The organism is Streptomyces sp. NBC_01750, assembly GCF_035918095.1.
GTDB lineage: Bacteria > Actinomycetota > Actinomycetes > Streptomycetales > Streptomycetaceae > Streptomyces.
In genome coordinates this window covers 5,014,908-5,039,667 of record NZ_CP109137.1, presented here as the reverse complement: position 1 = coordinate 5,039,667, position 24,760 = coordinate 5,014,908, and the positions used below count along the sequence as shown (strand labels likewise).

At 69.8% G+C, this 24,760-nt stretch carries 17 protein-coding genes, 1 tRNA gene and 3 pseudogenes; 3 read left to right on the top strand and 18 right to left on the bottom strand.

The window, feature by feature from the left end:
• Positions 1-24 precede the first annotated feature (24 nt).
• The 9 genes and pseudogenes from OG966_RS22795 to OG966_RS22760 form a co-directional block, all read right to left on the bottom strand.
• Entirely contained in the window at positions 25-534 is a 510-nt protein-coding gene (locus OG966_RS22795; protein ID WP_326651633.1) for a SigE family RNA polymerase sigma factor, read from the bottom strand.
• Positions 535-594: 60 nt separating this feature from the next.
• On the bottom strand, positions 595-3,441 hold the full coding sequence (locus tag OG966_RS22790) for an AfsR/SARP family transcriptional regulator (protein ID WP_326655326.1): 2,847 nt from the start codon (positions 3,439-3,441) through the stop codon (positions 595-597).
• A gap of 725 nt (positions 3,442-4,166) precedes the next feature.
• Positions 4,167-5,129: an alpha/beta hydrolase gene (locus OG966_RS22785; RefSeq protein WP_326651632.1), complete on the bottom strand. Its 963-nt coding sequence runs from the start codon at positions 5,127-5,129 to the stop codon at positions 4,167-4,169.
• A gap of 200 nt (positions 5,130-5,329) precedes the next feature.
• A pseudogene (locus OG966_RS40875) lies at positions 5,330-5,517 on the bottom strand (hypothetical protein); the annotation flags it as partial.
• 135 nt (positions 5,518-5,652) lie between these two features.
• A complete protein-coding gene (locus OG966_RS22780; protein ID WP_326651631.1) occupies positions 5,653-7,251 on the bottom strand; it encodes an alpha/beta hydrolase in 1,599 nt (532 codons plus the stop codon).
• 136 nt (positions 7,252-7,387) lie between these two features.
• Positions 7,388-7,723, bottom strand: a complete 336-nt coding sequence (locus tag OG966_RS22775; RefSeq protein WP_326651630.1) for a winged helix-turn-helix domain-containing protein — start codon at positions 7,721-7,723, stop codon at positions 7,388-7,390.
• Between the two features lie 31 nt (positions 7,724-7,754).
• A complete protein-coding gene (locus OG966_RS22770; RefSeq protein WP_326651629.1) occupies positions 7,755-8,351 on the bottom strand; it encodes a hypothetical protein in 597 nt (198 codons plus the stop codon).
• A gap of 310 nt (positions 8,352-8,661) precedes the next feature.
• Entirely contained in the window at positions 8,662-8,823 is a 162-nt protein-coding gene (locus OG966_RS22765) for a hypothetical protein (protein WP_326651628.1), read from the bottom strand.
• Positions 8,824-9,887: 1,064 nt separating this feature from the next.
• Positions 9,888-10,379: a hypothetical protein gene (locus tag OG966_RS22760; protein ID WP_326651627.1), complete on the bottom strand. Its 492-nt coding sequence runs from the start codon at positions 10,377-10,379 to the stop codon at positions 9,888-9,890.
• 109 nt (positions 10,380-10,488) lie between these two features.
• On the opposite strand from OG966_RS22760, the pseudogene OG966_RS22755 reads away from it, so the two are divergent.
• Positions 10,489-11,139 (top strand): annotated as a pseudogene (locus OG966_RS22755) (tyrosine-type recombinase/integrase); the annotation flags it as partial.
• A 1,015-nt stretch (positions 11,140-12,154) separates the two neighbouring features.
• Here OG966_RS22755 and OG966_RS22750 read toward each other — a convergent pair.
• Complete coding sequence (locus OG966_RS22750) at positions 12,155-12,493, bottom strand: MerR family transcriptional regulator (protein ID WP_326651626.1); 339 nt, start codon at positions 12,491-12,493, stop codon at positions 12,155-12,157.
• Positions 12,494-13,410: 917 nt separating this feature from the next.
• Here OG966_RS22750 and OG966_RS22745 point away from each other — a divergent pair.
• Positions 13,411-13,800, top strand: a complete 390-nt coding sequence (locus OG966_RS22745; RefSeq protein WP_326651625.1) for an ATP-binding protein — start codon at positions 13,411-13,413, stop codon at positions 13,798-13,800.
• A gap of 183 nt (positions 13,801-13,983) precedes the next feature.
• Complete coding sequence (locus OG966_RS22740) at positions 13,984-14,514, top strand: hypothetical protein (RefSeq protein WP_326651624.1); 531 nt, start codon at positions 13,984-13,986, stop codon at positions 14,512-14,514.
• A 277-nt stretch (positions 14,515-14,791) separates the two neighbouring features.
• On the opposite strand, the gene OG966_RS22735 is transcribed toward OG966_RS22740, so the two are convergent.
• The 8 genes and pseudogenes from OG966_RS22735 to tmk all read right to left on the bottom strand — a co-directional run bounded on the left by OG966_RS22735 (position 14,792) and on the right by tmk (position 24,731).
• Entirely contained in the window at positions 14,792-15,478 is a 687-nt protein-coding gene (locus tag OG966_RS22735; RefSeq protein ID WP_326651623.1) for a hypothetical protein, read from the bottom strand.
• A gap of 70 nt (positions 15,479-15,548) precedes the next feature.
• Positions 15,549-15,791: a hypothetical protein gene (locus OG966_RS22730; RefSeq protein ID WP_326651622.1), complete on the bottom strand. Its 243-nt coding sequence runs from the start codon at positions 15,789-15,791 to the stop codon at positions 15,549-15,551.
• A 506-nt stretch (positions 15,792-16,297) separates the two neighbouring features.
• Positions 16,298-16,606, bottom strand: a pseudogene (locus OG966_RS22725) (transposase); the annotation flags it as partial.
• 65 nt (positions 16,607-16,671) lie between these two features.
• Complete coding sequence (locus OG966_RS22720) at positions 16,672-18,018, bottom strand: phosphoribosyltransferase family protein (RefSeq protein ID WP_326651621.1); 1,347 nt, start codon at positions 18,016-18,018, stop codon at positions 16,672-16,674.
• Between the two features lie 325 nt (positions 18,019-18,343).
• Positions 18,344-18,417 (bottom strand) — tRNA-Thr (locus OG966_RS22715).
• 116 nt (positions 18,418-18,533) lie between these two features.
• A complete protein-coding gene (locus OG966_RS22710; protein ID WP_326651620.1) occupies positions 18,534-20,084 on the bottom strand; it encodes an alpha/beta hydrolase in 1,551 nt (516 codons plus the stop codon).
• 219 nt (positions 20,085-20,303) lie between these two features.
• The gene (locus OG966_RS22705) at positions 20,304-21,509 is read right to left on the bottom strand and encodes a DNA polymerase III subunit delta' (protein WP_326651619.1); all 1,206 of its coding nucleotides are present in this window, start codon (positions 21,507-21,509) and stop codon (positions 20,304-20,306) included.
• A 141-nt stretch (positions 21,510-21,650) separates the two neighbouring features.
• Positions 21,651-24,731 (bottom strand): dTMP kinase, encoded by a 3,081-nt coding sequence (tmk, locus tag OG966_RS22700; protein ID WP_326651618.1) that lies wholly within the window; start codon positions 24,729-24,731, stop codon positions 21,651-21,653.
• Positions 24,732-24,760: the final 29 nt, after the last annotated feature.

Sequence of the window (24,760 nt, the reverse complement as noted above, 5' to 3'; positions counted from 1 at the left end):
GGGTCGATAGAAGAACAGAGAGCCTTAGTGGGCGGCGAACTCGGCAAGACTTCCGCCCAGTTGCTCCCGGAGCTTCGCGAGCGCGCGCGTCGTTCTGGTGCGTACGGCGGCAGAGCTGACCTTCATGGCGTCGGCGGTCTCCTCGACGCTGCGGTCCTCCCAGTACCGCAGCACCACCACCGCCCGGTCCTTGGGCGCGAGGTGCCCGAGCGCACCGAGCAGCGCGAGGCGCAGCACCGGGTCGTCGCCGGATTGCAGAGCGCTGTCGGGGACTTCACCGATGGGGCGTTCTGTGGCGGAGCGCCGCCGCTGATGGGTAAGGAAGGTGCGTACAAGAACGGTCTGGGCGTAGCCGGCCGGATTGTCTATCCGCGACACACGACCCCACAGCGCGTACATCCGGCCCAGCGTCTCCTGCACAAGGTCCTCGGCGAGATGAGTGTCACCACTGGTGAGGAGGCACGCTGAGCGGAAGAGGTGACTGGCGCGCCCGGCCGCGAACTCCCTGAAGTCGTCCGTGCGGGACCGTCTCATGTCTCTCCGTTCTCGTGACCGACCTTCACCCCTTTGACGCGATGGCACGGAGACTATGTTTCATCCGCTCACAGATCCGCCCAGCAGCGCTCGCAGCTCCTCCAGGAGCTGCGCATGCTCCCCGTCCAGCGCCTGAAGTGCGGTGAAGGCGCGGCGCCACCGCTCTTGTGCCTCGCTCTCGCGGCCCTCCGCGCGCAGCAGCAGTCCACGCTGATGGTGGACGAGCGCCTGCATATGCGTGTCCGCCCGTGACTCGGCCCGCTCCAGCAGCAGCCCGCACTCCCGGTGGGCGTCCTCGGCGCGGCCCAGTTCGCGCAGGGCACGGACCCGGCCGATGCGGGACTGGGACTGGGCGTGCCAGTCGCCGTCGTCGCCGAGGATGGCCAGCGACTCGTCGAAGTGCCGCGCGGCTTCGGCCGGTTCGCCGAGGGTGAGATGGGCGAAGCCGATATTGCAGTGGGCGGTCTGCCGGAGGATCTCGCTGTCCAGCCGTACGCCGGCGGCGAGGCTTCGCTCGTGGTAGCCGATCGCCGCGCGGGCGTCGGTGTGCTCGTGCAGATTGCCCAGATGGCTGAGGACGACCGCTTCACCGTGCGCGTCGCCGAGCCTGCGGGCGTATCCGATGGCGGACTCCAGCGCACCGGCCGCCTCCTCGTACCTGCCGAGGCCCTCCAGCAGCATGCCGCGGTTGCCGAGGCCGCGCTGGATGCGGCGGTCGTCGCCGAGGGTGCGCCAGATCGTGACGGCCTGCTCGTTCAGGGAGAGGGCGCGCTCGGGTCTGCCGCTGAGGAAGTTCCGGCCGGCGAGGTCGGTGAGGGCGTGTGCCTCGGCCTCGTCGTCGCCTGCCGCGCGGGCGGCGGTCAGGGCCAGTTCGCCGAGGACGGCCAGTTCCTGGAGCCTGCCGCGGCGCTGGAGGTAGGTGAAGCAGGCCCGTACGAGCAGCAGCGCTGTCGGGGACACGGCCGCGTACCGCTCGGTCAGCGCCACCAGATTGGCCAGTTCGAGGTCGCCCCAGGCCAGGGCCTGTTCGGCGGTGTCGAACGGCGCGGCGTCGCCGATCGGCGGCGGCAGCCGCAGCTCGGCCTCCTGGCTGGACGGGAGCAGCGCGACACCGGTCTGACGGGCGGACTCGGCGTACCAGCGCAGCACGCGCTCGGCGGCCTGCGGCCGGCCGCAGTCCCGCTCGGCGAGTTCGCGGGCGAAGTCCCGTACCAGATCGTGCGGGACGAACCTGCCGTACGAGAGCTCCTCGAGGAACGCCACATCGACGAGCCTGTCGAGGGCGGCCGCCGCGCGCCGTTCATCGGTGTCCATCAGCCGGGCGACGGCGGGCGCGCCGTACTCCGGCAGGTCCACCGCCCCGAGGCGGCGCAGCGCGAGCGCCGCGTCCGGGTCGAGGCCGTCGTGCGCGACGGCGAGCGAGCCGCGCACGCTCAGGTCGTCGTACTCGAGATGGTCGAGCCGTCCGGCCTCGGCGTCCAGCAGCCCGGCGAGTACGTCGGCGGTGAGCGCGCGGCGGGCGGCGAGGCGGGCGGCGACGACGCGTAGTGCGAGCGGCAGCCGGCCGCACCGTTCGACGAGCCTCTCCAGTCCCTCGTCGAGGCCACGTCCCGAGACGGACCGCAGCAGCGTCCCGCTGTCCTCGGCCGACAGCGGCGCGAGCGAGAAGCGGGCAGCGCCGTCGAGCGCGGTCAGCGGGGAACGGCTGGTGACGACGACCGCGCAGCCCGGCCCCGCGGGCAGCAGCGGCCGCACCTGCGCGGCGGACGCCGCGTCGTCGAGCACGAGCAGGGTCCGGGTCGGCGCGAGGGAGGAGCGCAGCAGGGCCGATGCCGCGTCCATGTCGTCAAGAATCCGCCGCGGGTCGACGCCGAGATCGCGCAGCAGCGCGGCGAGTGCGTGACCGGGGTCGAGCGGGGTCACGCCCGGGGTGGCGCCGTGCAGATTGAGGTACAGCTGCCCGTCGGGGAATTCGTCGCGCAGCGCGTGGGCGACGTGCACGGCGAGGGCGGACTTGCCGACTCCGGCCATCCCGGAGACGACGACGGGGCTGCCGGCGCGCTGCGCGAGGACGGCGCACAGCTCGTCGACGAGCGCGTCGCGACCGGTGAAGTGGCCTGGCGCGGGCGGCAGTTGGGCGGGTCTCGGCGGCCGTGGTCCGGGCGCGGCCACTGGTGTGCGGAGCACCTCCTGGTGGGCCTCCTGCACAGTCGGCCCCGGTTCGACGCCCAGCTCCTCCACGAGCGTGCTGCGCAGCGACCGGTACGCGGCCAGCGCCTCCGCCTGGCGTCCCGTACGGTGCAGGACCAGCATCAGCTGCCGGTGGAAGGCCTCCCGCATCGGGAACTCCGCCACCAGTGCGGCCAGTTCGGGCACGAGCCCGTCGTAGCGGCGCAGCTCCAGCTCCGCGTCGTACCGCCACTCCAGCATCAGCAGCCGGGACTCCCGCAGCCGCTGGACGAGCGCCGGGGTGCCCTCATCCGGATCGTAGAGACCGGCCAGCGGGCTCCCGCGCCACAGCGCGAGCCCCGCGCCGGCGGCCTCGGTCACTGCGGTCCAGTCGCCCTCGGCGTACGCGGCGCGGGCGGTGCGCATCCGCATCGCGAAAACATCGGTGTCGAGCTCGCCCGGCTCGACCCGCAGCAGATAGCCGGGCGGTACGGCCCGCAGCCGGTCCGCCTCGGCGAGCAGCCGGCGCAGCCGCGTCACATGGTTGTGCAGGGAGGCATGGGCGGAGGCAGGCGGCTCGTCGCCCCACAGGGCCGCCTTCAACTCGTCCACCGGGACTACCCGGTTGGGCCGCAGCAGGAGTGCGGCGAGCAGGGCGCGGATCTTGGTGCTGCCGAGGGGGTGCGGCTCGCCCGCGGCATCGTGCACTGCCGGCGGACCGAGCAGGCCGAACCGCATCAGCGTCCTCCACTTTTCAGCCACCGGTATGAGTGTTGGCCATATGTTAGCGATCTGTTGGAGACGACTGTTTGGATCGGTGTATCGGATCCGGCCCGCCGGCGCTCGGCGTGGACAGCCACACTCGGGGGAGTGTCGCCGCCGTGGCCGGATCCGCTGATCCCCCGGTACTCCACGGACCTGGTACCACCTGGGACTCCTGCGGACGTACCGGTGGTTTCTCCGCCCGGACGACGCGGTCGCACCCCGTCCGGGCGGATGCTTCCCTCATGACCACCGCGGACCTCAGGCACCGGTTCCGGGATCAGCTCCCGCTCGAGCAGCGCCACGAGCCGCGCGGGGCCCCACCTCGATCCCGGCTGCACGACCACCATGAACGCCCGCCGGGCCATCCTCGAGGCGCTGACCGGGATCGCCATGCGTCGCAAGGGCCTGCCCGCCCTGCCTACCTCGACCCGGCGGTCTCCGGCCCGCCGCCCGGGCAGCGGACATGGCCCCGGCCTCCTGGACAACGCGAACGATGCACACCCGTGTTCATGTGCCCCGACGCCCGGCGAGCCACCGGCGGGCGAAAGAGTGCCCACGAAGGGCGCTCCCGCCAGGTTCGACCACGATCCGCAGCGCTTCGACGGCGGGCTCTCGGACAGAGCGGCACCCGGATCACGCGCGGCAGCACGCCGAGGCCTTGGGGTAGTTGCTCTGCTCGATCTCGGTTGGACCTGACGCTAGCCGGTTCCGAGGGCGTCGCGCAGGAGAGAGACGGCCTGGTCGACGGCTGCTCGTGTGGCTTTGGACTGGCTGAGCGAGTTGATCATCATGAAGTCGTGCACCGTGCCGTCGTAGCGCACCGTGGTGACCGGGACGCCAGCGGCGCGCAGCTTGGCGGCGTACGCCTCGCCCTCGTCGCGCAGCACGTCGGCCTCGTCGACGAGCAGCAGGGCGGGCGGCAGGTCGCTGAGCTGCTCGGTGGTGGCGTGGTTGGGAGAGGCGGTGATCTCCGCGCGCTGCTTCGGGTCGGTGATGTAGGCGTCCCAGAACCACTCCATCGCCTTGCGGCTGAGGTAGTAGCCGGTGCCGAACTGGTCGTAGGACTTGGTGTCCATGGCCGCGTCCGTGACCGGGTAGTACATCGACTGCTGCACGAACGTGACGTCACCGCGTTCCTTGGCCATCAGGGCGAGCGCGGCGGTCATGTTCCCGCCGACCGAGTCGCCGGCCACCGCCATGCGCCGGGCGTCCAGGCTCTTGGACGCTCCCTCGCGCGTGATCCACTGTGCGGTGGCGTAGCCCTGCTCGATGGCCACGGGGTATTGGGCCTCCGGTGAGCGGGTGTACTCCACGAAGGCCACCGCCGCGCGGGCGCCGACCGCCAACTCCCGCACCAGGCGATCATGGGTGGCGGCGTTGCCCAGCACCCAGCCGCCGCCGTGCATGTACAGCACGACGGGCAGCGTTCCGGTGGCGCCCTTCGGTTTGACGATGCGCACCCGCACGTCGCCCACGGAGGCCGGCACGGTGATCCACTCCTCGTCGACCGGCAACTTGTCGATCGGCGCGACTTGCAGGTCGTCGAGGACCTTGCGCGCTTCGGTCGGCTTCAGCTCGTACAGGAACGGATGGTTCGAGGTCGCGTCGGCCAGTTCCTGCGCCGGGCGCTCCAGGATGATCGAGGCAGATTGAGCAGCCATGACAATGCTCCCTGGCAGTGCTGAGATGCATGCTGAAGAGAGGTGGGCGAGTGTTGCACGCCCTGGGGCGTCGGCGCCACCGCAAACCCGGGCTCTGGGCCGAGCCCCTGGTCAAGCCCTCGATGGGGCGATACGCCCATCGTAGTCGCGCGCCTTGCGCCCCTCGACTGGGGACGCCGGCCGGCGAGGTTCGGAATACCGGCCGGCGACGCCGCCGTGGTGTGCAGCCGCTTTTCCGCGTGACGCGGACCTCGGGCTGCTGCCGGGCCGGCACGCTCACCCCCGGCAGCAGCACCCGGCGCCGGCGCAGCCGGCCCACCGAGTGACCGAACAACGCCTTCACCCCGTCGGCGTGCGCCGTCCACGCCCGGCCGTGCAGGAACGCCCGAACCCCCGCAACAGGCCGATCACCTGTGCTGAGCGAGGGCCGTCGGTTCGACCCCGACAGGCGGCTCGCGGATCAGGGTGTGGAGACGCGCCCCGGACCGATCACGGTCCGGGGCGTTCGTACGCGGGGGGCTGGTCACTGGCACTTTGTGCCGTTGACCGGGGTTTTTCCGTGCAGGAGGTAAGTGTTGACTGCCTTCTGGATGCAAGGGTTGCCGGTCGTGTAGGAGCCGTGGCCTTCGCCGTTCAGGGTCAGGAGGACGCCGGAGCCCAGTTGTTCGGCCAGGGCGGGGGCCCAGGCGTAGGGGGTGGCGGGGTCGCCCGTGTTGCCGATCACCACGATGGGCGGGGCGCCGGGGGCGTCGATGTGGTGGGTGGGAGTGCCCTTGACCGGCCAGCCGGTGCAGCCCATCTGGCGCCAGGCCAGGGTCGGGCCGAAGACCGGGGAGGCCTTGGTGAACGCGGGCAGTGCTTTCGCCACGTCCCGCTCGGTGTAGCGCTGGGGAGTGCTGGCGCAGTAGATGCTGCCCGCGGCGTCTTGGTAGTTGGTGTAGTGCCCGTCGGGACTGCGCTGGAAGAGGACGTCGGACAGGGCCAGCAGGATGGTGCCGTCACCGGACTCCGCCTGCTGGATGGCCTGCCAGAGCGCCGGCCACATGGCCTTGGAGTAGAGCCCTGTGAGGACCCCCGCTTCGCCGAGGCTCTGGGTGAGTTCGCGCCTGGTGTCGGTGGGGACGGGTTTGGTGTCCAGGCCGTGCAGCAAGGTGGCGACCCGGGTGACCACCGCGTCCTTGGCGGAGCCCTTGGCCTTCGCGTTCGCCTTCGCTTGCGGCTGCTGGGCCGCCCATCTGCCGAAGTGGCCGAGCGCCCGTTGGAAGCCCGCCGCCTGCTCGCGGAAGAACCGTATGGGGTTCAGTTCGGTGTTCACGGCGCCGTCAAGGACCGTGCGGCCGACCTTCTTGGGGAACCGGTGGGCGTATTCGGCGCCCAGCCAGGTGCCGTACGAGAAGCCGAAGTAGTTCAGCTTCCGGTCGCCCAGCGCGATCCGCATCACGTCCAGGTCCCGGGCGGCGGCGACCGTGCCGACGTGCGGCAGGGTCTCACCGGACCGGTTTGCGCAACCCTTGACGAAGGCCCTTCCTCTGGAGAGGAGGGCGGCCTTCTCACGGGCGTTGTCGGGGCTGGTGTCCATCGCCAGCCACTCGTCCTTGCGCTTGTCGCCCACGCAGTGCACCGGGCGGCTCCGGCCGACCCCGCGGGGATCGAAGCTGACCAGGTCGTAGCGGGTGCCCAGCTTCTTGAACTGGGCCGCGGAGCCCCCGGCGAGGGCGTCGATCCCGGATCCGCCGGGGCCGCCGAAGTTGAACACGAGTGAGCCGATGCGGTGGGCCCGGTCGGTCGCCCTGAGGCGGATCAGGGCCACCTCCATGGTCTTCCCGCGAGGCTTGAAGTAGTCGAGCGGCACCGTCAGCTCGGCGCACTCGAGGCTTCGCGGCGCCGGCCCGCCGGGCGGGGCGGGCGGGAGGTCGTGGCACGCGCCCCAGGCGAGCGGCGCCGGGCGATAGGGCTCGCCCGCCCGGGCGCCCGTCGCGGCCGCGGCTTCGTCGGCCGGTCCGTACTGCCCGATCACGCCGAGCGCGAGGAGGGCCGCTCCGGCCACGAGAAGGGGCTTGCCGCCCCTCCCGCCGAGTGCGGATCGTCCGCGAGCCCTGATCGATTTGCCGGTGAACAGCATGAGCTGTTCTCCTTTCCCATGGAGGCACGTACGCGTAAGGACACGCCCGTGGGCGTGGTTGTGCGTCTTCCGTCCGTGGGCTGCCGAGTGACCGCTCGGCAGCCCACTTCATGACGTCGGTGAAGTGTGCGAGGCCCTAGTCCTGGACGGGTTCCTGGATGGATTCCTCGGAGAAGTTCCTCAAGCGCTCCAACTGGTCCCAGTGATGGGCGATGCGCTCTCTCCCGACCGCCGTCAGCGTGACGCTCGTCTTCGGCTTCTTGTGCACGAAGGTCTTCTCGATCTCGACCAGGCCCGCCTCCTCCAGCTTCGACAGGTGGCTGGAGAGGTTCCCCTTGGTGAGCCGTGTCGCGCGCTGGAGGAAGACGAAGTCGGCGGCTTTCACGGAGGACAGCACCGTCAGGATCGCCAACCGGCCCGGTTCGTGGATCAGGCGATCGAGGATCAGCTCCTCGTTCCCAGACCCCGGCATGACAGACCTGGAGATTTCAGACCCTGACATTTCAGACCCCGGCATTGCTGTTCCCGGCGGTCAGCTCCTCGGAGGGCCCGAAGGCGCGATTGAGGGCGCGATGGTCGAAGATCCCCGTCGCGATGGTGGCCGCCCCCGTCAGGATCAGGCCCAGATTGACCTTGCTGTCCGCTCCCGCACCACCCCAGACGGGTACGAGGCCGGCTGCCAGGAGAGCGCCGCAGATGATCGTGTGGTGCGCCCTCAGCCCTACGCCGACGGCGTAGTAGACCACCATGATCAGGGCGAACGAGGCCGCGGTGAGGCTGAGCGGCAGATCGAGGGACCAGTCCGCCTGCACGCCTCCGGCGACCACCACCGCGCTGACGACGGTGGCGACGGCGCCCTTGGTCTGGGCCCTTGTGGGCAGGGCGACCCGCCCGTAGTTCTCGTTGTAGTAGCGGGTGATGAGCAGATACGCCGCCGCTGCCACCAGCAGGCAGCCCATGAAGACCCAGGCGTGGCGCAGCGGGCCCCAGGCCAGGTTGCCGAGCCCCGCGAAGATGATCATGGCGCCTACCGGGATCGAGAGAAGGCCTCTCAGGTAGTAGTAGATCGCCGCCGCTGACTCCAGACTCCTGCGCTCCATTGCCGCCCCTCCCAAACTAGTCTGTGTTGCAAACCATACGTTCGAGGCGGCGTCTGGTCAACTGGTTTGCGCGGCAAACCTCAGTAGCGGGCGGTCACAGTTCCGTCGGGAGTTCGTCGTGGCCCGCGACGCCCGGGCGGGCGGTGGCCAGGGCTGACACGACGGTGGGGTGCGGGGACGCGTGCACGGTCATCGGCATCGCGGTGAAGGTGCCGCACCAGCAGCCCAGCCGCCGTCACTTGAGCCTGGGCAGCTCGCGGGAGAGCAAAGCCTGGTGCGCGTCGAGCCACTTCCGGTGCCGGCTCCAGCGTCATCCCGCCGTACAGCGGCGCGGTGCGCGGGTCGGGGACCTGCTCGCCCGCGAGCACCAGATCACCGCCCCGTACATCACATCGCCAACGTCGGACTCGGCGAGCAGCTGCAGCATCTCGTCGTTGTACGGGCCGACGGTGCGCGGCGCCGGGTGCCGCATCTATATCGAGGTCCTGGCCGACATCACTGACGGCGTACGGAACCTGCTCGACACCCCGACTGAGGAGCCGATCCAGCTCGCGCGGCCTTCAGGCGCGCGGCCATCCGGGGCGCGGCCCACTCGGGGTGGTCGCCGTAGGCGTAAGCGGTCTCGGCCGGCGGAAGGCTCCGCTGGCGTACATCCGCACCCGGGACTCGTCCGGGCCTGGACCCTTCTTCGCGCGCGTACGCGTGGGTGCATAGAGGCCCGGCGGCGTGTGCTCATAGCGGTAGACCATGGCCCACAGGCCCCCAGAGAGACGGTCGACGAAGGCTTGGCGCACGATCTGACACGAATGTTCCTGCGCCAAGTCCATGATCAAGTCCTTAGCGCCAACGGCTGTAACGCTGGTCCCCATGGCCGGGGTGCGTGCACGCCACGACGCCCCTCACACAGGAGGCCGTGCGCCGGATGGGGAACGCTCTCTGGCCACAGACTGGGACCAGGACTGAGACTGCGAGCACCAAGAACGCTCGCGGACGTCGCCGTAGGCGCATCCGATAACGCAAAAGCCCCAGGTCACGGCGAGTGAGTCCTGAGGCTTTCACGGAGCCGCCTTCGGGATTCGAACCCGAGACCTACGCATTACGAGTTGTCCGATCTTGATCCGGGGGCGTCCACAGGCGTCCGTCGTGGGGCTCGCGTGCCTGGTCAGAGGGCACACCGGACCTCGACAAACGCCAGCGGACCACGCCGGAATCTGCGGCAAATGAGACCACAGTTGAGACCACGACCTCTTCGTCCCGAATAAGGCCCGACCAGCGGCGAGGCCAGACCCCCGAGCCACCTTTGCTGGTCAGAGCTTCAGTCTCGAAAAGGGCCAGGGCAAGATCGAGACCTGATGTGGTTCTACCTTGTCCCCCGGACGGAACCAGGCGGGCCCGGCCCTTCCCGGTATCGGCACGGGCAAATCCGGCTTCGCGTGCTGACACGCCCGCCCCAGCAGGCCGAGCTCGAACAGCCGCGCCCCCTGCCCGAGACCCGCGCGTCGGCCGAGCCGCTGAGCGGCCCGGCCCTTCAGCGGATCAGGCGTGGACCGGGGCCCAGGAGGTGCACTTGCGCTCGCTGCCCTTCACGATGCACCCACGCAGCTTGTACGGGTGCCCCTCGGGCAGGTTGCCGGAAGCGACCGCGATGTAGATCGCCTTGTGGCCGCGCGTGGAGGCGATGCGGCCGGTGCTCAGCTCGGCCTCGACCGCCCAGCCGTCGGGGCTGATGTCCTTGGCGACGAGGGAGTCGCCCGGGATGTCGGGCGCGGGCTGCGGGTCGGCGTTCCACCGGGCGAAGCCCATCTCGTGGCCGTCCCTGGGGCTGGTGATGTGGATCGTGAACGACCCGTCCGCCGACATCGCGGTGAGGCCCGAGACCCCGGTCGTGGACACAGAGACATCGATGTCGGGCGCGAGGTCGCCCGTCTCGTCGGCGCTGGCGGTTGCAGCCCCGGCCGTGAGCGCCACGCCGACGAACAGGGCGGCCGTACTGAGGACCGCGCCGACGCGCTTGTGTATCGAACCCATGCTTTCCCTCGTTCCCGCGTGCGACGGCATGCCGCCGCACGCACGTTCTCCCGCCGGCTTCGAACATCGCTGGCGGTTAGTCAAGACAACTGTAACCAGGCCCTGTTGGAAACCTACTGGCGGGTCCCGCCTCCACCGCTTCGAGCCGTGCCCGAAGGACTGCACGACACACAAGGGCTACAAGCGCGGCTGCCCCAAGCCGTGCACGAAGGGCTGCGTGAAGCACGCCAGCACGTGCCCGGAGCGCAAGGGCGGTGGTCTCGCCTTCACCCGCCCCAAGACGAAGAAGAGCCAGAACCCCGTGCCCATCCCGCCGCCGTTCATCCCCTACCTGCGCAACCACAAGGTGCAACAGGACGCCATGCGCGCCGCCGCAGGAGAGGAGTGGCAGGAGCACGACGCGGTGTTCACGCGGCCGGACGGCCGGCCGCTGGACACCCGGGCCGACTGGGAGGAATTCAAGGAGCTGCTCGAAGAGGCTGGTATCAGCGACCGCCGCCTGTACGACGGGAGCAGGCACACCGCGGGCACGATCCTGAACGAATTGGGCGTGGACATGCCGACCATCATGGAGATCCTTCGCCACACCCAGATCAGTCAGACCCGCCGGTACGTCTAGGGAAGATCTCACCTCTCCAAGGACGCCATGCGCCGCATGGGAGACCACTTCATGCCCCGCGCTGAACCTGCAATTGAGACCACAATTGAGACCATGGACAGCCAAGCGGCACGCGCGCGGCGACGCCGACGCATCCGATAAGGCAAAAGTCCCAGGCCACGGCGAGTGAGTCCTGGGGCTTTCACGGAGCCGCCTTCGGGATTCGAACCCGAGACCTACGCATTACGAGTCAGCACGTGATCATCCCGCTCTTGATCAACTTTGCTCGGATCTGGGGAAAGCGGCAGGTCAGAGCGGCTGCCGGTTGTAGATCCTACCCGGTCTTGCTACATCGTGCGTGATCCTTCCGTTCCCATGAGGTTCCCATCCGTTCCCGTGCTGCTGCCTCAGAGCGTGCCGAACGGCAGTGTCGCTGGTGGAAGTAGGGAGCCGAACCGGGGAGCTTCGCACCAGCATTGGGATGAGAAGGACGTTCTGCCCCCTTCACCCGGGGCGGAGTCCATGACCGTTATCGCAGGCCAGCCGCGCGACGAAAGCATAGCGCGACAGGCATGAGGGTTTGGGCGGTGAGCCCTTCTTGGCCTTTCCGTATCGGACAGAACTGCCGCACGGAGCCTTGGTAGTTGCGCAGGGTGGAGCGGACGCAGCCGTGCACGGCCCGCAGATCGGCCGACCATTCGTCGACGTGCTGCGGCGTCCACTGCCACGGCATCGCATCGGCATGCCGGGTGAAGGCCCGGACCGTGCGTTCCTGGTCATCGACGTACCCCAACGAGGGATTTCGGGCGAGCTGCTGGTGCGCCAGCCCTTGATCATCGCCTCGAAGACCTGCTCGTTCGGCCGCAGCAACGGCAGACCGTCAATCAGGTGCAGCCGAGCAGACCCTGGAACGAGACCATCCCCGCCCATCCGCCATCGCACAACGTGTGGGTTTCGAGAGGACTTTTGGGAATGGCGACCTGCGAAAACGTGATCACTCCGGGGCTTCTCGCAGAACTCTCACAGATGAACATTTATGAGAGTGACTCTCCGTGCGTAGGTCGCTCTCGGCCCCGGGGCCATAGAAGACGAAGTTGCCCGGAACGCTTTGCGTCCCGGGCAGCATGCGTGGGCGGCAGCCGCGAAGCTCCTGGGGAAGTTGCAGGTCTCCGCCGTCTCAGGCCGCGGCCGTTGGGTTCGCTGATTCGGCGGCGCGGCGGTATTCGGCGTTGATGCGCTGTGCTTCTTCGAGCTGGTCTTCGAGGATGACGATGCGGCAGGCGGCCTCGATGGGGGTGCCCTGGTCGACGAGTTCACGGGCGCGGGCGGCGATGCGCAGCTGGTAGCGGGAGTAGCGGCGGTGCCCGCCCTCGGAGCGCAGCGGGGTGATCAGGCGGGCTTCTCCGACGGCGCGGAGGAAGCCCTGGGTGGTGCCGAGCATCTCGGCAGCCCGGCCCATCGTGTAGGCGGGGTAGTCGTCGTCATCGAGACGGCCGAACGAGTCGTCTGCTGTCATTGCACCTCTCTGTGGAACGCGTGGAGGGGCCCTGGTGCCGTATGGCACCAGGGCCCCGAAGGAACTGCTACACCATCTGCCGGCCCTGGTACTGCGCCGGCCTTCTGTGTCCGCACGTCCACCCGGGAGAGGGCGGGGAATGCGGGGATCGCGGTTGCTTGACCGAAGACCACCTCACTATCGATGTCCTGCGGTACCCGGGCTCAAGACTTCCGCCCGGGCGATCCTGATGGCGCGGGGCTCCTCCGTTCTTCCCTCGGTGATCAACTACTTACCAAGCGGGGGACTGCGTACTGCTGGTACTGCTCTACTGCGAACTGCTGGTGATGCGAACTACCCAGTGGCCTGCGACAGCGCCACTCTTCGGCAGCCAGCCCCGTCGCCCGTCCTGCGTCTGCTCTGGCTTAGAACCCCACTGCCGAACTTCCCGGTACGCGCGCCCGCAGCCGACGCCTTTACCGAGGTGCTGCTCACTGACTTCACTGCTGGGTACTGCGAACTGCACTTACTGGACTGCTACTGCGTGAACTGCGGTACTGCTCACGGCGGCCCCTGATCACTGCGGGCCACCCGGTCCGGTCGTCAGTCCCGTCGCCGTCCTGCAACAACCCTGGCTTCGGAACTCCACCACCGCACCGTCCTGCGAACTACAACTGCGGGTACTGCTGCCCGGCAGTTCGTCTCTGCCAGGCCCTGCTGTCTCTCTGGGCTACGAGAGAAACCATAACCACACCACAACCCAATGTCTACTCCGGCCGACATAGATTTCCGCGTGTTCGACGGTGAGGTAATCGACCTCAAACAGCGACGAGGGCAGGCGCAAGGCCGTCACTGCCGACGGGTTAACGGGCCGCAGGCCGGGGCACAAGCCCGGGCAGACAGGACCGGGCATTGACGACAGAGACCAGGGTGACCTGATGGACACGATGAGCGTCAACGTCGCAACCGTCCGCTCCGCGACATCCGTCGCCGGCGCACGCGAGAGCGCCCGGGACTTCCTCGAAGGTCTCGTACATCCGATCGCAGCCGAGGCTGCCGACACCGTGGTCCTGGTCGTCTCGGAGCTCGTCACCAACGCCCTGCGCCATGGCGGCGGCACCTGCACCCTGGACCTGACCGCGCACCCGGACAGAATCGAGGTGGCCGTGCATGACCGCAGCCCGCAGGCGCCGCGCATGCGCACCCCCGACCTGAACGACGGCACCGGAGGCTTCGGCTGGCCCATGGTCAACCGCCTCGCCCGCGCCACCGCGGTGACCCGTCGGCCGTCCGGCGGCAAGACCGTAAGTGCCCTCCTCGCCCGATAGCGCCAAGGCGCCGGCGCCGACCGGGGTGATCTGTGGCCTCCCCAAGGTCAATCTCACCGATGACCGCTGTACCGACAGCCGTGACGGCTGCCTGTAGCGCCGGTTTTCGTTCCGATGTTCCCATCCACTCCGCAGGGGTGACGGCCACTGTTCCGGGACCGGGCGCGGTGGGAAACTGCGGCGGTGTCGGGATTCACGACGGATAGGAAGTACTACGGCGACCGTCTCGTGTACGAGCCGCTGGAGAGCAAGTGGGGCCGCTACCACGCGACCCACTGCGGGTGCGGGCAGGACTGGCTCACCGTCCACGCCGTGCCCGCGGGCTTCACCGTGATCCCCCGGGGCAAGACCGGCTACTACGGCCTGGTGGGCCCCGGGCTGACGGCCAACGCGCTGTGGGAGGCGGTCACCGGCAAGCCCGGCACCCAGACCTGGCACGAGGGCGTGCACATCACCTGCCGCAGTCCGGAATCGGAGGCGAAGCGCAAGGCGGCCAACGACGAGTACTACGGGCGGATTCGTGAGGAGAGCGCGAAGCGGAAGGCCGCGGCGAAGAAGGAGCCGATCACGCCCGCTCAGCTGAAGTACCTCACCAGCTCGCGGAGACGATGGGCAAGGAGCGGTTCGACGCCGAGTTCGTCAAGGCGGTCAAGGGCACCGACATCAAGCCGCGTACTCACAGGGAGAAGACCACCACGGCCGCGAAGCGGCTGACCAAGGCGGCGGCCCACAAGCTGATCGGCGCCCTGGTCGGTTCCTGACGCCGTCAGTTCGGGCAACCGACGGAATGCGCTGGCCTGCGCAAACACGATTCTCGCAACGTGGCGTCCCGTGTTGAGGGATGAGGATTCCCCGTGGATCTCCACGCCAGCGTTGCTGTCTGGGTCGTTCGAACCGGTTAGCGGACTGGGAACCGGCTGAGGGTGGCACGCCTCCGGGACCGCGACGAGGAGCACGGCCGACGACCTGGCCACCCGGCGTCCGTCTGCCCTCAATAGCCGGCTGGATCCGCATCGGGTAGCTGCTGGTCTTGGCTGTTGTGAGTGTCGGCGTCATGGGCCTGGGCCTGCTCTGTGGCCCTGCGCCGCAGTTCACCCTCTATGCGCTCTCGCCACAGACTCAGCGGCTCCGGTACGGAGACACCCTCGAGTGGCGTACCGAGAGGGGGCCAGACCCCCTCATGACCGCGCCCAGCCGCCTGGTTCTTCTCGTACAAGGTCACGAGGTGCGCGTGCTGAGGCATGTCCCGGCGAAGGTGTTCGGCCCATTCAGGTGTCAGGAACCCGCGGTTGGCGACGAACCGGCCGTCATCACGTGCCGTCGTGACGTACAACAGGTGGCCATCCTGGGACCAGAAGTACCTGATGTCGGGGTCCGGGCTCCAGTTCGCCGGCGACGGGTAACGGCACAAAGCCCTGTGCCTGGCTATTGCCTGCTCATGGGTCATCCACGACCGCAATCGCACCGCGGACTTGTATTCGTCCTCGGTGAGCTGGACCCCGAACTCCCAGAGCCTGGGCAGCATCTCCAGCTGGGCGGCCTCCTGGAGGTACTGAGCCTGGTCCCTCGCGTCCCCTCGGCGGCCGGCCGCACCCGCGTCGTGCCGACAGCCCTCGAGTCCCCTCTCCTGATCGAACTTCAGAAGGGCCCCGAAGTCGAGGTCTCTCTCGCTGGTCATGCCCGCCTCCCCCGGCCCGGTCGAACCGAGCCCCTCACCAACCTCGGTGCCGCCACCTTGCGGCCCTGATTTACGGATGATCCTCGCCCCGAAGGGCCAGCACCAGACGGGCTCTGGTGCTGCCACCACCGGCCACCGCCAATCCGGCTGACTGCTCCGCCTGGTGGAGAGAGCCCGGACCCACACAGAACAGGTCAGTCTTGCCGCGCAGGTCATTGATGCCGTTGCGGAGATCGACGAACTCTCTGCTCAACTCCATCGGCCGCCGGCCTCCACGGAGGCGGGGCTGCGAGTTCTGGATGCCGTCCGCCATTCCGTGATCGTAGGCGAGCATCGATCCCCGCCCCCAGGGGCGTCTGCAAGTTGCTGGGGCCCCAGCCTGAACAGCGGACTGGGAAACGATCACCACGAGCGTGGGAAGCGATCACTGCCAGGCACTCCCAGCCAGCACCGCAGCCGCGCCCCCAGCAGATACGCCAATCAGTACAACCCACGGCAGCAGTGATCGCCAGAACATAAAGCCCCCGGATGCCGCCACAGCACCACGTATGCGCCGCCAGTTGCTGCCGGGCACCTCCGGAGCCAACACGGTGCGCCGGATGATGAGGCCAGAACAAGGCGTCAAGTACCCCGCGACACACCACTCGGAGACCGAGGAAATGACATGCCTTGTGAGACAGAAGGCCCCTGACGGCTCGTGAGACTGCCAGAGAAGCTGCTGGGCACCGCGCTGCCCTCAGGACGCGAAGCTCGAGAACTACAAACGGCATGACTGGCCTCGCGGGCTACCCCGACGGCACCCGGGATTATCGGGCGGCGCAAACGTGCCACTTTAGGGAACGACACGTCGTCGACCACCCACACCTCAGGCGGGATCGCCTCGGCCAGAGGCTCGGCGATCCGCCGCCGCACTGGCATGGGATCCCACGGCGACTGGTTCACGACCTGCTGCAGGGCCTGCCTGTTCCCGTCCGGCAGCCGCTCGGCCATCGGCTGGATCGACTTGCGCCCGCCATCCAGCATCAGGCCCCGCAGACAGCACCTGCCCCACCGACGCTGATCCCGCCGCGGGAGCGAGGCAAACACATCCGCAACGAACTCCGATAACTCACCCCGGAGCCGTTCCACCTACCCGAGCTTCATACCGACCACCATGCCCCCGACCAGGCAAGATCGCCAGAGGAAACGAAGCACTAGGCCAGGTGCCCGCTGAACCAGTCCGTGGCCAGCTCGGTGACCGATTCCAGGGTGCCGGGTTCCTCGAAGAGATGAGTGGCACCGGGGACGATGGCCAGCTGATGCTCGCAGCTCAGGCGCGCCGCGGCCTGCCGGTTGAGGTCCAGCACCAGGTGGTCGCGGCCCCCGACGATGAGCAGCGTCGGAGCCTTCACCTCCGGCAGCCTGGGGCCGGCCAGGTCCGGCCTGCCTCCGCGGGAGACGACTGCCGTGACGTCCGCTGCGGGCTCCGCCGCGGCCCACAGCGCGGCGGCGGCGCCTGTGCTGGCACCGAAGTAGCCGAACTCCATGCCCTGGGTGTCGGGCTGCTCACGCAGCCATTCGGTCGCCTGGGTCAGGCGGCGGGCGAGCAGCGCCGTGTCGAACACGTTGTCCCGGTTCACCGCCTCGGCCTCGGTGAGCAGATCGAACAGAAGGGTGCCCAGACCGGCGCGGTTCAGCCCGGTGGCGACGAAGCGGTTGCGCGGGCTCTTCCTGCTGCTGCCGCTGCCGTGGGCGAAGAGGACGACCCCGGGAGCACCGCGGGGCACTGTGAGCCGCCCGTCGAGCGCAGCGCCTCCGGCCGGTATCCGGACCGACCTGTCATAGGGCACCGACCTGTCATAGGGCAGGGAATCGTGCTCCGAAGAGGCGCTTCCCGCGGCCGGCGGCGCGTCGGACGTGGCGTGCGCCACGCGGTTGTGCTCCAGGCAGGCGATGACCTCCTCGTCGCTCGTCTGCCCGAAGTCCGCGTAGAACTCACCGATCGCGTGGAACTGCCGGGGGGTGTGCAGACAGACGCCTTCGTCCGCCTCGCCTCCGAGGCGGGCCGACCAGTCGTGCGGCGCCACGGGAACCGCCAGCACGATCCGCGACGCGCCGCGGGCGCGCGCAATCCGGCAGGCCGCCAGTGCCGTGGAGCCGGTCGCCAGACCGTCGTCCACCACCAGAACCGTCCGTCCCTCGTACCGGGCCGGCTGCCGCTCGCCCCGATAGCGGCGGGCGCGCTGCTCCAGGACGCCGCGCTCGTGTTCCTCCACCGCCGCCAGATCACGGTCCGTCACACCCATGCCCCGCACCACCGGTTCATTGACGACGCGCACGCCTTCCTCGCCGATGGCGCCCATGGCCAGCTCCGGCTGGAAGGGCACCCCCAGCTTGCGTACGAGGCAGACGTCGAGCGGAGCGCCCAGGGCCTCTGCGATCTGCGCAGCGACCGGGACGCCGCCGCGGGGAAGTCCCACGACCACCAGGTCTTGGCCCTTGAGGTGGTTCAGCCGGGCGGCGAGTCGCCGGCCCGCGTCGGTTCGGTCTGTGAAGTACATGGTCGCCTCCCGGGTGAGGTGAGGTGAGGTGAGGTGAGGTGAGGCCCTCGAGTCCCGACTGCCCGTTGTGCGCGCCGGGCGGCCGTTGCTGACAGATCTCGCCGATGCCACCGGGCTTAACGGCGCCTTCACCGCTGCGCTGCGTCGGCTTCGGCCTCGCGAAACCCAGATCATCGGCCAGCGCAAACGTGCCACTCAGAGCGAAACGGCACATAAACGGATACACATCGCATCCAATGTTCCCAGAGTGTTCCCATCAGGCACACAAAAGGCCCTCCGCGATCTCTCACGAAGGGCCTTGGAGCCTCTGACCTGGGCTTTTATGAGCCGCCTTCGGGATTCGAACCCGAGACCTACGCATTACGAGTGCGTTGCTCTGGCCAACTGAGCTAAGGCGGCAAGCTACAGATAAACGTGTCTCCTTGCGAAGACACGTTCGCATCAGCAGCGGCGCCAAGTCTACAGGGTTGATTTGGGTGCCCCGAACCAGGTCCGGGGCACCCTCGGCCCCGCCGTCAGCGGCAGCGCTTGTTGTCCGGCGGGGCCGTGCCGTCCAGCAGGTACGTGTTGATCGCCGTGTCGATGCAGTCGCTGCCCCGCCCGTACGCCGTGTGGCCGTCGCCGTCGTACGTGAGCAGGCGCCCGGAGGAGAGCTGCCCGGCCAGCCCCTGCGCCCACCTGTAGGGCGTGGCGGGGTCCCGGGTGGTGCCGACGACCACGATCGGAGCGGCGCCCTTCGCCTCGATGCGGTGCGGCGCGCCGGTGGCGGGGGTGGGCCAGTACGCGCAGTTCAGGGAAGCCCAGGCAAAGTTCTTGCCGAAGACCGGGGAGGCCTTCTCGAACTCGGGCAGGGCCGACTGCACCGCCTTGGGGGCGGTGAAGGCCGGCGGCAGGTCCAGGCAGTTCACGGCCGCGTTGGCGTACATCAGGTTCGCGTACGAGCCGTCGCCCGCGCGCTCGTAGTAGCTGTCGGCCAGCGAGAGCAGCGGCGCGCCGTCGCCGTCCATGGCGCGGGTCAGGGCCTGGCGGAGCTGCGGCCAGGCGGCCTCGTCGTACATCGCGGCGATCACCGCGGTGGTGGCCAGGGACTCGCCGAGCTCGCGGCTCTCACCCGTCGGGACGGGCTTGGCGTCGAGCTCTGCGAAGAAGGCCTTGAGACGATTGGAGGCGTCGGCGACCGACTCTGTGCCGAGCGGGCAGTCCTTCTCCTTGATGCAGTCGGCCGCGAAGGACTGGAACGCGGTCTCGAAGCCCGCGGTCTGGTCGCGGTTCATCTGCCGGGACGCCAGCGACGGGTCCATCGCGCCGTCGAGGACGAGGCGGCCGACACGGTCGGGGAAGAGCTCGGCGTATGTCGCGCCGAGGAAGGTTCCGTACGAAGCCCCGACGTACGACAGCTTCTCGTCGCCCAGCGCAGCACGCAGAATGTCCATGTCACGGGCCGCCTCGACGGTGGAGACATGGGACAGGATCGTGCCGGAGCGCTTCTCGCAGCCTGCCGCGAAGCCCTTGAGCGACGTGGCGAGACGGGTCGTCTCGGCTGCGTCGTCCGGTGTCTGGTCGACCTGGGTGTACGCGTCCATCTCCTTGCCACTGAGGCATTCGACGGGCTCGCTGCGGGCGACGCCGCGCGGGTCGAAGGACACCATGTCGTAGCGGGCGCGGACGGGCGGGGGGTAGCCGATGCCCGCGTACCCCTGGAGATAGCTGACGCCCGAGCCGCCGGGGCCGCCAGGATTGACGAGCAGGGAGCCGAGGCGCTTGCCGGGGCCGGTGGCCTTCTTCCGGGCGACGGCGAGCTTGACCGAGTCGCCGTCGGGCTTGGCGTAGTCGAGCGGTGCCTTCATCGTGGCGCATTCGAAACCGGGGACGCCGCAGGGGCGCCACTTCAGCTGCTGTGCGTAGTACGGCTTGAGGGCGGCGGTCGGGGCGGCTCCGCCGCCACCGCCGGAGGAGGCGGACTCGGAGGCGCTCGGTGACGAACTCCCACCGGTGCAGCCGGAGATGAGCAGGCCGGCGGTGGCCAGCACGAGTGCGGAGGTACGGAGCAGGCGCCTGGTGTCCATCTATGGAGCCTAATAGCAGGTTGTCCGCTGCCGCCTTTCCGCGCTCTTACGGGTGAGCCGGTCAACCGGTCGGCGGCAGGCCGGTCGGCCTGGCGGAGGGTGCGGATCGCTCGGTCGTCGGGCGGTGCGGAGCGATGGTCACGAGGCAGCTGCGCCCCGGCCGGCGCGGGGAGCCGCAAGCCGGACGTCAGCCGGGCGAGGAGAGCCGCAGGCCGGACGTCAGCCGGCGCGGAGGGTGACCGCCATCGCCTCCACCGCCAGCAGCGGCGCGACATTACGGTCCAGCGCCTGACGGCACGCGACCACCGCCTCTATCCGGCGCAGGGTGCCTTCCGGGGTCGAACCACGGGCGATCCGGTCGAGGGAGTCTCGTACGTCGTGATTGGCGAGCGCGACCTCCGAGCCCATCTGGAGGGCCAGCACATCGCGGTAGAAGCCGGTCAGATCGGTGAGCGCGAGGTCGAGGCTGTCGCGCTGGCTACGGGTCTTGCGACGTTTCTGCTTGTCCTCCAGCTCCTTCATCGCCCCTGCCGTGCCACGCGGCATCCGGCCGCCGGCGGACGCGCCGAGCGCCGTCTTGAGGTCTTCGGTCTCCTTGACGTCGATCTCCTCGGCCACCTGCTTGGCGTCCTCGGCCGCGGCGTCAACCAGTTCCTGGGCGGCCTTGAGACAGCCGCCGATGTCCCCGACGCGCAGCGGCAGCTTGAGAACGGTGGCCCGGCGGGCGCGGGCCCGCTCGTCGGTGGCCAGCCGACGGGCACGGCCGATGTGCCCCTGAGTGGCGCGGGCGGCAAAGACGGCGGCCTCCGGCTCGATGCCGTCCCGCCGGATCAGGACGTCGGCGACGGCGGCGACCGGCGGCGTACGGAGGGTGAGGTGGCGGCATCGGGAGCGGATGGTGGGGAGCACGTCCTCGAGGGAGGGCGCGCAGAGCAGCCAGACGGTGCGGGAAGCGGGCTCTTCGACGGCCTTCAGCAGGACATTGCCCGCGCCTTCGGTCAGCCGGTCGGCGTCTTCCAGGATGATCACCTGCCAGCGGCCCCCGGCCGGGGAGAGCTGGGCGCGGCGGACGAGCTCGCGGGTCTCCTTGACGCCGATGGAGAGCAGGTCCGTACGGATCACATCGACGTCCGCGTGCGTACCGACGAGGGTGGTGTGACAGCCGTCGCAGAATCCGCAACCGGGCTCACCGCCCAGGGCGCGGTCGGGGCTGGTGCACTGCAGCGCGGCGGCGAAGGCCCGGGCGGCGGTGGACCGTCCGGAGCCGGGTGGGCCGGTGAACAGCCAGGCGTGCGTCATCTTGGACGCATCGGGTGCGGGGTCGCCGACGGCCTGGGCGGTGACGCGGGTGTCGGCGTCCCGGGCGGCGGCGGAGAGCTGCGCCTGGACGCGCTCCTGGCCGACCACGTCGTCCCATACGGTCATGGGCCGTCACCGCCTTTCGTGCTGGGGGTTCCATTGTGGGGCAGGGGTCTGACAGTGCGGACGCGGTGGCAAGGACGCGCCACCCGAACCAGCACCAGGACGAACCCCTGCGCCGCGAACGGCCCCGAAGCGCCGAACCCGTCAGCGCCCGCCCCGTCGGCCGTTCTCGTCCTCGTCGTGCGGGCCGAGCAGTTCGTCCGCCAAGGTCGGAAGGTCGTCCAACGGGGTCTCCTCCGCCCAGTCCGAACGGCGGCGGGGACGGCCCGAGTCCGGGTCGACCTGCGGGAGCTCGCGGGTGCGCTCGTTCGTACCCTCGCTTCTGGTCTCCTCGCGGAAGATGCCCGGCGGGACCCGGTCAGCCGGATCGCTGTCCCGTACCGGCCCGCGTGCGGAGTCCCGTACCGGCGGAAGCACCGTCGTCTCGTCCACGTCCCTCGACACCGGCGGAAGCACCGTCGTCTCATCCGCATCCCTCGACACCGGCGGAAGCACCGTCGTCTCGTCCGCATCCGGAACCGCGGGCACCTCCCGCGTCACCGCGTCCGGCGTGACCACCGGGGTCGGCACGGTCACATCATGAGCCGAAGCCGAAGCCGCAGAAGCGGCGGCCGCCGCCTCCGCCACCCGCCGCGCTTCCTCCGCCCGCAGCAGTGCCTCCTCCGCCTTGCGCTGCTTCTCCAGGCGACGCTCCTCCGCCTCGGCACGGAGCCGCGCCTCCTCCTCGGCCTGCTTGCGGCGCCGTTCCTGCTCCGCCGCGGCCGCCCTCTCCTCGGCGAGCCGCCGCGCCCGCTCCTCGTCCGCCCGTCGCCGCGCGTCCTCGGCCCGCAGCCGGGCCTCCTCCGCCTGCCGCTCCGCCTCGCGCTGCCGCGCTTCCTCCAGCTCGCGGAGCTTGCGCTCCTCCTCCTCGGCCCGGAGCTTGGCCAGCTGTTCCTGCCGCTCGCGCTCGACCCGCTCCTCCTCCGCCTTGCGCGCGGCTTCCGCCTCCGCGCGCCGACGGGCTTCCTCCTCGGCCGCCTTCCGCGCTTCCTCCTGCGCCTTCACCTCGGCTTCGGAAAGCGGAAGCAGCCGGTCGAGCCGGTGCCGTACGACGGTGGTGACCGACTCCGGCTCCTGGCCCGCGTCCACCACCAGATACCGGCCCGGGTCCGCCGCGGCAAGCGTCAGGAAACCGGAACGCACCCGCTGGTGGAACTCCGCCGGCTCCGACTCCAGCCGGTCCGGCGCCTCCGTGAAGCGTTCGCGCGCGGTCTCCGGCGAGACATCGAGCAGCACCGTCAGGTGCGGTACGAGGCCGTCCGTCGCCCACCGCGAGATACGGGCGATCTCAGTCGGCGACAGATCGCGCCCGGCACCCTGATAGGCGACCGAAGAGTCGATGTAGCGGTCGGAGATGACGATCGCGCCGCGCTCCAGTGCGGGCCGTACGACCGAATCGACGTGCTCGGCCCGGTCAGCGGCGTACAACAGCGCCTCCGCCCGGTTCGAGAGCCCGTCCGACGACACATCCAGCAGGATCGAACGCAGCCGCTTGCCAATCGGCGTCGCACCCGGCTCACGCGTCACCACAACCTCGTGGCCCTTCGCCCGGATCCACTCCGCGAGCGCCTCGACCTGCGTGGACTTCCCGGCCCCATCGCCGCCCTCAATGGCGATGAAGAAACCGTTCGTCGCCGACGCCTGTGCCGGATCGGCCCCGCCGCGCAGCGCGTCGCCAAGATCGCGACGCAGCGGTACGCCCGACCTGTCGTCCGTCTTGGCGAGGACGACGGCCGCGACAGGCAGGAGGAGCGCGCCGACCAGCATCAGCGTGAACGCCGCGCCGCCGTGCGCGAAGACGAAGTCGCCACTCGCGAGCCGGTGCGGCCCGATCGCGGCGGCGAGCAGCGGGGCCGCGACCGCGCCGAGGGCGATGGCGACCCGCACGACCGCCTGGAGGTGCTCGGTGATCCGGGCCCGCCGGAAGTCCTCGGCCTCCTGGTCGATGAGCGCGTGCCCGGTGCTCGCGGCGACACCGGCGGCGAGTCCGGCGAGCAGCGCGATGAACAGCACGGTCGCCGTGTCCGGCACCAGCCCCATGGCCAGCAGTGCGACACCGGTGACCGCGAGCGCGATCGCGAGCAGCCGCCGGCGGGAGAGCGTGGGCAGTACGGCGCCGGCACTGCGGATACCGATACCGGTACCGCCCGTCAGCGCCAGCACCAGCAGCGCGAAGGCCGCGGGCCCGCCGCCCAGGTCGAAGGCGTGCAGTACGGAGACGGCGACGGCGGACGAGATCGCGCCCGCAACCGCCGCGCAGCCGAGAACGAACAGCGGGATGGCGCCCGTACGCCCCTTGTCCAGCCCATTGCCGGTGGCCGGACGGCGCAGGCCCTCCAGCGGCGAGCGCGGCCGCGGGGTCAGCGAGCCGGGCAGCTCCAGAAAGTACAGCGTCGATACGGACGCGGCGAAGAGACCAGCTGCGATGTACGAACCGAGTGCCGCCTGGTGCAGCGAGAACCACTCGATGCCCGAGCCGAGCAGATTGCCGATCAGCGTGCCGAGGAGCAGCGCCGCGGCGCCGACGGGAATGGTGGCGAAGCCCGTACGCAGCCAGAGTCGGCGCAGTGCGTCGAGGTGGTCCGGCAGCGGACGGACCGCTGCCCCTTCCAGCGGCGGGGCGGGCAGCAGAGCGGGGGCGGCGCCGTCGCGGGCGACCGTCCAGAAGCGCTCGGCCACGCCGGTGACGAACACGGTGATCAGCAGGATCGCCGTCGCGTTGTCGGGGGTCCAGTCGATCCACAGTGGCGCCACGATCAGCAGCGCAAGACGCAGGACGTCCGCGCCGATCATGGTCCAGCGGCGGTCGAGCGGGCCGTTCGGCGAGGTGAGCGTCGTCAGCGGGCCCAGCAGTACGGCGCCGAAGAGCAACGTGGCAAGGACACGGGTGCCGAGCACCATGGCGACGGCGAAGGCCGCCCCGCGGTAGCCGGCCCCGAACGAGCCCTCGAGAACCGCCGCTTGCAGCGTCAGCAGCAGAAGCACGAAAACGGCGACGGCATCCCCGACGCCGCCGACGGCCTGAGCGCTCCACAGCCGCCTCAGCGGCGGGAAGCGCAGCAGGGCCCGCACCGCGCGCTCACGTGAGTCCTCGGCAAGTGCTCCGGATGCGTCGGCGTCTGAGGCAGTCTCTGAGACGGTGCTCATGACCGCCTGCTGCTCGGCTGGCTGCTCGGCTCGCGTCATCCGCCCAGCCTATCCGGAGCGCGCCACTC